The organism is Actinomadura geliboluensis (assembly GCF_005889745.1).
Classification (GTDB): Bacteria; Actinomycetota; Actinomycetes; order Streptosporangiales; family Streptosporangiaceae; genus Spirillospora; species Spirillospora geliboluensis.
Window position 1 is genome coordinate 1 of the sequence record NZ_VCKZ01000372.1, and the last position, 9,115, is coordinate 9,115.

Genomic DNA, 9,115 nt, shown 5'->3' on the forward strand with positions numbered 1-9,115 from the left:
GTTCCAACGCCCCTCCATCCCGCGCCCGCCGGGCGTCGATACCGGGTCTGACCAGCACGGATCTGCGGGGCCGGCCGCCCTCCCGGACGAGATGCGAGCACACCGCCTGTACGGTGCGTGCCTCCCCGGCCACGTAGACGAATCCCGGTTCGGCCGGCCGGTCGAGGTCGCGGACGGCTTCGCTGACTCAGGTCCGAGAGGAGGTGATGTCCGCCACGTGCACCCATTGCCGAGCGCCCAGTCGAGGCCGGGCACACCGCCGCCCCGAATCCCACCCCATGTGGCCGGGCGCGGGGCTGGTGCGGGGGGCTCGGGAGCCCGGCATGCTGGACGGGTGACGGAGACACTGAGCATCCGGGCCCTGAACCGGGCGACGCTGGCGCGGCAGATGCTGCTCGCACGGGAGGCGGTCCCGGTCACCGAGGCGGTGGCGCGGCTGGGCGGCATGCAGGCGCAGGAGCCCAAGCCGCCTTTCCTGGGGCTATGGACACGGCTGGACGGTTTCCGAGCGTCCGATCTGCATGCGGCCTTGCAGGACCGTACGCTCGTCCGGGCCACCATGATGCGGGCCACACTGCATCTGGTCACAGGCGCCGACTACAGGGCGTTCCGTACGACCCTGCAGCCGATGCTGGACGGCGCCCTGCGCGTTCTGGGCGACCGCGCCAAAGGGCTGGACCTGGAAGAGGTCGTGCCCGCCGCGGGTGCGCTCCTCTCGGAGGGGCCGCGCACCTTCAACGAGGTCCGCGCACTGCTCCAGGAGCAGTTCCCGGACGTCAACGACCGCGCCCTGGGCTACGCCGTCCGGTTGTGCGTGCCGCTGGTGATGGTCCCCACACAGGACAGGTGGGGCTTCCCGCGTACGGCGCAGTTCACACTCGCCGGCGGCTGGCTGGAAAGCGAGCCGTCCGCCGAGACGGCGCTCGACGAGTTGATGCTCCGGTACCTGGCGGCCTTCGGCCCGGCCTCCGCCGCCGACGCCCAGGCGTGGTCCGGCCTGGCGTCCGCCGGGGAGGCCCTTGAGCGCCTGCGGCCCGGCCTCCGGGTCTTCACCGACGACAAGGGCCGGGAGCTGTTCGACCTGCCGGACGCGCCGCGCCCCGGAGAGGACGTCCCGGCGCCGGCGCGGTTCCTGCCCGAGTTCGACAGCCTCGTCCTGGCGCACGCCGACCGCAGGCGCGTGATCTCCGACACCGACAGGCCCATGCTCACCACCAAGAATCTGCGCGTCCGCGCCGTCTTCCTCTGGGACGGCTTCGCTCGCGGCATCTGGGACACCGAATACAAGCGCAAGGTCGCCACCCTGACGTTGCGGCCGTTCGAACGCCTCCCGCAGGCGGCCGTCAAGGCGCTGACCACCGAAGGGGAGGCGCTGCTGCGCTTCCTGGAGCCCGACGCCAAGGAGACCGTCGTCACCGTCGAGGCATAGGCATAGGCATAGCCACGGGCGCGCGGGGGTCAGGCGATCGTGCGGCCCAGTCCGTCCCAGTAGGGCGCGCGGAGGTCCTTCTTGAGGATCTTGCCGCTGGGGTTGCGCGGCAGCGCGTCCACGAAGTCGACCGAGCGCGGGCGCTTGAAGCCCGCGAGCCGCTCGCGCGCGTAGGCGAGCACCTCGTCCGCGGTCAGTTCGGCGCCCGGCGCGAGCACGACGACGGCCTTGACGGTCTCGCCCCAGCGCTCGTCCGGCACGCCGATGACCGCCACGTCCGCGATGGCGGGATGGGCGGCGAGGACCTCCTCGACCTCGATCGGGTACACGTTCTCCGCGCCGGTGACGATCATGTCCTTGATGCGGTCGGTGAGGAACAGGTAGCCCTCGGCGTCGACGTGGCCGGCGTCGCCCGTGCGGAGCCAGCCGTCCCCGGCCAGCAGCCGGGCGGTCTCCTCCGGGCGGTTCCAGTACCCGGGCGTGTTCTGCGGGGAGCGCGTCAGCACCTCGCCGACCTCGCCGGGCGCGCGCTCGGTGTCCCCGCCCGGCTCGACGATCTTCACCTCGACCCAGTCGTAGGGGCGTCCGGCCGAGCGCATCAGGTGCGCGCGGGGGCCCTCGGGGTCGTGGTCCTCGGGGTCGAGCTGGACGATCGCGCCGGTCGTCTCCGTCATGCCGTACAGCTGGAACAGCGGCGCCTTGAACGTGTCGAGGGCGCGGCGCAGCACCTCGGAGGTGATCGGGGACGCGCCGTAGGTGATCGCGCGCAGTGCCGAGTAGTCGCGTCCGGCCGCGCCCGGGACCTGGCACATGAACTGCAGGACGGCCGGGACGATGAACGCGTTGGTGATCCGCTCCCGCTCGAACGTGTCGACCAGCGCGGCCGGGTCGATGTCGCGGACGAGCACCTGGCGGCAGCCCGCGTACAGCCCGGCCAGCGCCCAGCCGGAGCCGCCGATGTGGAACAGCGGCATCGGGACGAGGCTCGCCGAGGAGCCGTCCAGCCGCCAGCGGCGGGCCATCCGCTCCCCCACCTCGAAGTTGGCGTTGCTGAGCTGGACGCCCTTCGGGACCCCGGTCGTGCCGGAGGTGTAGAGCTGCACGACGATGTCGTCCGGCTCCCCCGTGAAACCGGGGTCGTCGGCCGGATGCGCCGCCAGCCAGCGCTCGTGCTCACCGCCGGTGCGGACGACGCGGCCGGGCAGCGCGTCCGCGAGGTCGGCGAACTCGGCGTCCAGCACGGTCACCGGCGCGTCCGCGTCCGCGACGATCGCCGCGATCTCGGCGGGGGTGAGCCGCCAGTTCACCGGGACGGTCACGGCGCCGATCTTGGCCGCGCCGAACAGGAGGTCGAAGAACTCGGGCGCGTTCTTGCCGACGTAGGCGGCGCGCGACCCGGGGCCGAGCCCCGCCGCCCGCAGGGCCTGCGCGGCCCGGCTGGAGCGCTCGTCGAGCTCGGCGTAGCTCACGGTCCGCCCGTCCCCGGTGACGGCGGGCGCCGTCCCGCGCTCGCGGGCGTGGTCTCGGACGATGGACACGACCCGGTACTCCACCCCGGCCCCTTCCGAATCCCATTCGGTTATGTGTCGCCGACCTTATCGATCCGGACGCCGCCCGGGGAACCACTGGTCCGCCGCCACTTGCGGACATGACGCTGTGAGCGTGGACAACTTCGAAAGGTGATCAATCCGATACCAGAACTGATTGAAAGATCCACCAATTGGGCGCAAGCTGTCCCCGACGTCTGGAATGCCCCGCCCGTTCCTTCCGACCGACCGCCGACAGGACACGATCAATGTTCGAGATCTGGGAGACGAGCGAGCCGGCCCGGCTCATCAGCGACGCGGGGAGCCTGAAGGTGGCGCTGGAGAAGGTCGACACGATGTGCCGCCTCCGGCACGACCAGGCCGTGGCGCACGTCGGCGACGCCGGCCGGGGCTACCACTTCGAGATCAGGGATCCCGAGGGCAAGGCCCTGGCACGGCTCAGCTACGTCCCCGACACCTCCCGCGCGTACCAGAGCGTGGTGGTGGAGGAGATGCGCGGCGACAAGCACGGCGGCCCGTAGCCGTCCTCCGGACGGCGAGACCCCGGCGGACGACGCCGGGAACGCTGGAAGACTCCGAATCACGCGGCCCCGGCCCTTGCGGCCGGGGCCGTCGCATTCATGCCCGCACCCTGCCGCCTCCGGCCTCCGCTGGCTTCGGGCTCGCTCCCTTCCGCGAGTCGCGCGCCGGCGGCCGAGCGGGTCCCGGCCGGATGACAGGATGCTGTGTGCCCGTGCAATCGGACCGTAGGAGTGGCGGTGTGGAAGTCGCGGCGGCGGCGCGGTCCCGGATCGCCGGAGTCGTCCTGGGAGCCTGGTCGGGAGTCGGCGGCCGGTGCTGTGGTGGCCGAGGCGGTCACAGCGCTGGCGCGGGGTGATGGCGCGGCGTTCCGAGAGCTCGTAGCCGAACTGGAGCAGGGGCCCGGCACGCCACTGTGGACGCACGCCACCGACCGCCACCTGGCCGACCGGCTCCGGCAGTGCGTCACCGGGGCGTGGAGCCGGGGCTGGCAGCCGGCCGACGTGGTCAGGTTCGCCTCCCGCCGGTACACCGCCCTGCACGCGGGGCTCGCGGCGGACGCGATCGCCGGCGAGCTGCGCGCCTACTCCGCCACCACCGTCGACGCCGTCTGGCACGAGCAGCTCGCCTCCCTGGACGCCACCGTCTGGTGGACGGACGACGACGCCCACCCGGCCGAATGGTGCGACCGCGAGGGCGTGGCACGCGCCCGCTACATCGCGACGGCGATCGAGCTCGTCCACCTGCTGGAGACACTGCCGAGACTCCCGCCCCTGGCCCCGCCGCCCGGCTCGGCCTCATCCAGTGCAGGCGCGCCCACACCGGAGACGACGCGGGACGTGGATCAGCGGATGCTCGGCAAGGTCCGTGCGCTGCTCGCCAAGGCGGAGTCGACCGAGTTCCCGGAGGAGGCCGAGGCGCTCAGCGCGCGCGCCCAGGAACTCATCGCGCGGCACAGCATCGACCATGTGCTGCTGGCCGCGGAGACGGGCGACATGGGAGGGCCCGCCGGACGGCGCGTCGCGGTGGACAACCCTTACGAGGCGCCGAAGGCCGTCCTGCTGACGGTCGTGGCCGACGCGAACCGCTGCCGCGCGGTGTGGCATCGGGAGCTGGGGTTCTCCACGGTCCTGGGTTTCCCGGCCGATCTGGCCGCGGTGGAGATGCTGTTCACGTCGCTGCTCGTCCAGGCGACGTCCGCCATGGTGCACGCGGGCCCGCGGCGCGACGCGCGAGGACGCTCACGCACGCGGTCGTTCCGGCACGCCTTCCTCAACGCGTACGCGTCCCGGATCGGGGAGCGCCTCCGCGAGGCCGCGGGCGAGGCCGCGGACCGGGCGGCCGCGGGCGCCGGCGGCAAGGATCTTCTTCCCGTGCTGGCGGCGCGCGACCGGGCCGTCGAGCAGGCCGTCGACACGATGTTCCCGAACCTCGCCCAGGGGCGGGCGGGTTCCGTCTCCAACTACGAGGGCTGGGTGGCCGGGCGCGCCGCCGCGGACCTCGCCAGCCTGAACGGGCGCTCCGAGGTCACCGGAGCGTCTCGCCGTCCTTAGCGCACGGGGTCCCCCCGGGGGGCGAGGGGGACGTCCGTTCATGTGCTGTGCTTTCTTCTCGGCCTATCTGGTCTTGCCTGGTCTCGGGAGCGGGTCAGCCCTTCTTGCGCCGGGTGTTGCCGCCGCGCCCGCGCAGCGGCACTCCCGCCTCCTTCAGCACGTTGTAGATGAATCCGTACGACCGGCCGGTCTCGGCCGCCAGGTCGCGGATGCTCTCACCGGCCGCGTACCGCGGAGCGAGCTCGGCGGCGAGCTGCGTGCGTTCGGCACCGGTGACGCGGGTGCCCCTCGACAGTGTTCGAGCCACGGGGACCTCCTGTTTCCAAGGCTGGGCGGCGGGGCCCGTCCCCGCAGCTCACAGCAGTGTTGATCTCCCCAACGTACACATTCCCCCTGATTACGCCGTCGATGCCGCGCGAATCACCGCGAATTCGGCCGAAGCTGGTCTTATCCGTGGTGAACGGCGTGTCGGATCTAGACAGACGGGTCCGGAACCGCTGGCGGTCGTCCGTTCCGAACGATCACCGCCTGCAGCGGCACCCGGACCGGAACCCGGTCCAGGCCCGGCACGGCCGGTTCCGCGCCCTGGGCCCGCACCGACCCGGTGGCCTGGGAGGCGGCCTCGCGGAGCGACAGGTCCGAGCGGCGCAGCGGATGCCGCGGCGGCGCGAACGGGAAGAGCGACTCCTCGGCGAGCCCGTCGACCACCAGCAGCTCACCGGGTTCGAGGAGCCGCCAGCCGGGATCGTCGTCCATCGGCTCACTCGCGATCACGACGGCCGGGACGGGACCCGGCCCGCCGGCGGAGGCCCGGCCGGGGCCGCCATCCACCGCCCCCGGACCCCCGGCGGGGCGCCCGGGCTCGCTTGCACCGCCCCGGTCCGGGGAGAGCACCCACAGCTCGTTGCTCTCCGGGTAGCGCAGCGCCCACAGGCGGCCGGCCTCGGCGACGAGGAGGTTGAGCGCGAACACGGGCAGCTCCGCGCCGATGCGGCGCACCGCCTCGACGATCCCGGCCGTCGTGTCGCCGCGGCGCCGTATCTCGGCCGTCAGGTAGGCGAACACCAGCTCCGAATCGGTCTCCCCGGCGACGTGTGCGCGCTCGATCTCGGTCAGCCACGTGCGGAGCACGTCCAGCCCCTTCACCACGCCGTTGTGGGCGAACAGCCGGTCGTTCATCACGAAGGGGTGGCAGTTGCGCACGGTCAGCCCGCCCACGGACGCGTCCCGCACGTGCGACACGAAGGTGTGGGACGGGACGTTGCGCGCGTGCAGGTCGAAGTCGGCGTTCTCGAAGGCGGCCAGGGGCGCGCGGTCGCGGACTGGCTCGCCGCCGAGCGAGAACCAGCCGAGGCCCGCGCCGTGCTGCATGCGGTGGCTCTGCGCGCGCAGGCTCCGCGGCGCGTCCAGCAGCCAGTGCGCCGCCCTGACGCGGGGGCCTCCCGTACTCATCCCGAAAAGCCGGCACATGTCGTCACCTCTTGATGATCTTAACTGCGGGTGACGGGGATTTTACCGAACGTCGCGGCCGACCGCCCGGTGAATCGCCGGTGTCCCGGCCAGGCAAGGCCGGACGTCCGGCAGCGGGAAGACACGGCCGGACCTGCGCGGTTCACTGCCGGTCAACGGACCGACCCACCTGGAGGAAGCCATGCCGGAGGACGCGACCACCGAGTTCTGGAAGAACCTGAAGCCGATCCAGAACTCCCAGAAGCCGGACGCCCTGCCCGAGGTGTACCTGCCGAAGGTCGCCACCGACGACGACCGCTACTACGTGCCGTTCACCGAGACCGTCGGCTCGCGCCCGCTCTGGATCAACGTCAAGGACAACTCCTGGGCGGACATCCTGCGCGCCACCAGCGCCGGCCTGGTCAACAGGCACTACCACCCGCACGAGGTGTTCGCGTACACCATCTCCGGCAAGTGGGGCTACCTCGAACGCCCGTGGACGGCGACGGCCGGCGACTTCATCTACGAGGCGCCGGGCGAAGGCCACACTCTCGTCGCCTACGAGAGCGGCGAGCCGATGAAGACGATGTTCATCGTGAAGGGCCCGCTCATCTGGCTGGACGAGAACGGTGACTCGGAGGGGTACTTCGACGTCCACGACTACATCGCGATGTGCCGCGAGCACTACGAGAAGGTCGGCCTGGGCTCGGACTACGTCGACTCACTCTTCCGCTGAGGGACGCTGGCTAGACTCGACCTCCCACCTGCGAGGGAGGTCGAGATGGCCGCTTCCGTGCTGGAGTCGCGTGTATCGACCGAGGACGTCCCGCCGGGCGACCGGGTCTCCTACTGGGAGCGGTACAACGCGCGTGCGCTGGTCGGGCTGACCTGCACCTCCTACGCCGAGGGCGGCCTGCTGGCCCGGCAGGCGAACCTGCGCGTCGGCGGGCTGCGCCTGGCCGACATCCGGGGCAACGAACACGTCATCGAACGGACGCCCGGCATCTGCCGCGACTTCCCCAAGGACTCCGTGTTCGCGAGCCTCGTCCTCAAGGGCGAGGCCGTCTTCTTCCACTCCGGTGGTTGCCTGAAGGTCGGCGCGGGAGACATCGTCCTATACGACACTTCTCGTCCGTACCTGTTCGGTTTCTCTGCCCCGATGCGGAAGCTCCTCCTGGACGTTCCGCGCGAGATGTTCGCAGAGCACTTCCGCGCGCCGGTCCTGCCCGCCCCGATCACCCTCAACGCCTCACGGCCCACCCCCGCCTCCCGCACGCTGCGGTCGCTTCTGCTGGAGCTGACAACGGGCAAGGGGCCCGGCCACGCCGACGACCTGGCCCTCGAACTCCTCGGCCTGCTCGCCGCCGAGCAAGCCGGTGACCGCCCCGCGTCCCCCACCCGGCTGCTCCACCTCCTCGTGGCCAAGGACTACATCGACCGGCATCTGCACGATTCCGGGCTGAGCGCCCAACGCGTCGCGTCCGCGCTGGGCATCTCCGTCCGCCACCTCAGCCGCGTCTTCGAACCGGAGGGCACGACGCCCGTCCGCTACGTGATGGACCGCCGGCTGACGAGGGCCAGGGCGGACCTTGCCGACCCGGCATCGGCCGCGGCGACCGTCGCGGAGATCGCGCACCGCCACGGCTTCGCCAGCCAGGCCCACTTCACACGGGTCTTCCGCGAGCGCTTCGGCACCACCCCCGGCGCGATCCGGCCGCGCTGACCGGAGAGTTATCCACAGAACCGGATTCGGGTGCCTCTTCCCGGGACGGGCGCGCAAGCTGGCGATGTCCCCTCCCGGAAGGAGCGGCCCGATGGCCACGATCACGTTCCCGGTGCCCGCCACCACGACCTCGCGGTTCGCCGTCGCCACCGACGGCGTCCCGCATGATCTCCCCGGCATCCTCCGCGAAGCCGCGGCCGGTCCCTTCCACGCCCACATCGCCGGCCGGCTCGGCTCGCCGCAGCTGCAGCTCACCCGGGAGAGCTCCGCCACCCTGCGCTGGGATCCGGGCGAGATCCGCGCGGCTTTCCCGGAAGACCGGCCGGCCGCGCAGACCTTCAACGACGCCTCGGATTTCGCCGTCATCACCGCCTTCGCGCCGATCACCGACCAGCCCCGCGGCGCCCAGGCGGCCCGCGCCGCCGCGTACGCCATCGCCCGGGCCACCGGAGGCATCGTCGCCGATCTCGTCACCGGCCACGTCCTGGCTCCGCCCGCCGCCGAACGAACGCGCTTCGTCCTCGCCGACCGCTGGCTGGGCGACGCCCTGCCGCCGTTCCGCGCCAACGGCCGCTGCACGGCCGCCGACCCCGATCTGGACCCGGAGGGCGTCAACGGGTGCGCCTGCGTCCGCCTGCGCACCCGCGGCCTCCGCCGCTTCGGGCTCCCCGAACTCCAGATCACCGACGTCGCCTGCCCGCACGACCTCGCCGCCCTGAACGTCCTGCGCACCGCGGCGCGCCGCCTCCTGACCGACCACTGGTCCTGGCTCGCCACCGGCCCGGCCGGGCGCGACCGCACGATCCCCGCCGAACTCGACCTCTCCCAGCGCGACTTCAACGACTTCCGGGGAACCACACGCCGCGTCCCGCTCGCCCCGCCGACCCCCTTCCAG

9 protein-coding genes and 1 pseudogene are annotated in these 9,115 nt (G+C 72.3%); 6 read left to right on the forward strand and 4 right to left on the reverse strand.

What is annotated here, in order from left to right:
- Window positions 1–169: pseudogene (locus ETD96_RS48275) on the reverse strand (hypothetical protein); the annotation flags it as partial.
- Window positions 170–334: 165 nt separating this feature from the next.
- Between ETD96_RS48275 and ETD96_RS35115 the strand changes: the two are divergent.
- Window positions 335–1,429, forward strand: coding sequence for a winged helix DNA-binding domain-containing protein (locus ETD96_RS35115; RefSeq protein ID WP_240808458.1), 1,095 nt, complete (start codon window positions 335–337; stop codon window positions 1,427–1,429).
- 29 nt (window positions 1,430–1,458) lie between these two features.
- Here the strand turns inward: ETD96_RS35115 and ETD96_RS35120 are convergent, their stop codons facing one another.
- Entirely contained in the window at window positions 1,459–2,982 is a 1,524-nt protein-coding gene (locus ETD96_RS35120; RefSeq protein WP_138640785.1) for a long-chain-fatty-acid--CoA ligase, read from the reverse strand.
- Window positions 2,983–3,224: 242 nt separating this feature from the next.
- Between ETD96_RS35120 and ETD96_RS35125 the strand changes: the two genes are divergently transcribed.
- Together ETD96_RS35125 and ETD96_RS35130 are read left to right on the forward strand one after the other, a co-directional pair.
- The gene (locus ETD96_RS35125) at window positions 3,225–3,497 is read left to right on the forward strand and encodes a hypothetical protein (protein ID WP_138640786.1); all 273 of its coding nucleotides are present in this window, start codon (window positions 3,225–3,227) and stop codon (window positions 3,495–3,497) included.
- 237 nt (window positions 3,498–3,734) lie between these two features.
- The gene (locus ETD96_RS35130; protein WP_138640787.1) at window positions 3,735–5,048 is read left to right on the forward strand and encodes a DUF2786 domain-containing protein; all 1,314 of its coding nucleotides are present in this window, start codon (window positions 3,735–3,737) and stop codon (window positions 5,046–5,048) included.
- Between the two features lie 94 nt (window positions 5,049–5,142).
- Here the strand turns inward: ETD96_RS35130 and ETD96_RS35135 are convergent, their stop codons facing one another.
- Both ETD96_RS35135 and ETD96_RS35140 read right to left on the reverse strand, forming a co-directional pair.
- Entirely contained in the window at window positions 5,143–5,355 is a 213-nt protein-coding gene (locus ETD96_RS35135; protein WP_089329011.1) for a helix-turn-helix domain-containing protein, read from the reverse strand.
- A gap of 167 nt (window positions 5,356–5,522) precedes the next feature.
- Entirely contained in the window at window positions 5,523–6,500 is a 978-nt protein-coding gene (locus ETD96_RS35140) for a class II glutamine amidotransferase (protein WP_240808459.1), read from the reverse strand.
- A 199-nt stretch (window positions 6,501–6,699) separates the two neighbouring features.
- On the opposite strand from ETD96_RS35140, the gene ETD96_RS35145 reads away from it, so the two are divergent.
- From ETD96_RS35145 to ETD96_RS35155, 3 genes are all read left to right on the forward strand, one after another.
- Entirely contained in the window at window positions 6,700–7,233 is a 534-nt protein-coding gene (locus ETD96_RS35145) for a 2,4'-dihydroxyacetophenone dioxygenase family protein (RefSeq protein ID WP_138640789.1), read from the forward strand.
- A 45-nt stretch (window positions 7,234–7,278) separates the two neighbouring features.
- Window positions 7,279–8,220, forward strand: a complete 942-nt coding sequence (locus tag ETD96_RS47115) for a helix-turn-helix domain-containing protein (RefSeq protein WP_138640790.1) — start codon at window positions 7,279–7,281, stop codon at window positions 8,218–8,220.
- A gap of 91 nt (window positions 8,221–8,311) precedes the next feature.
- Window positions 8,312–9,115: hypothetical protein (locus tag ETD96_RS35155; protein ID WP_138640791.1), on the forward strand; the 804-nt coding region annotated here is incomplete at its 3' end.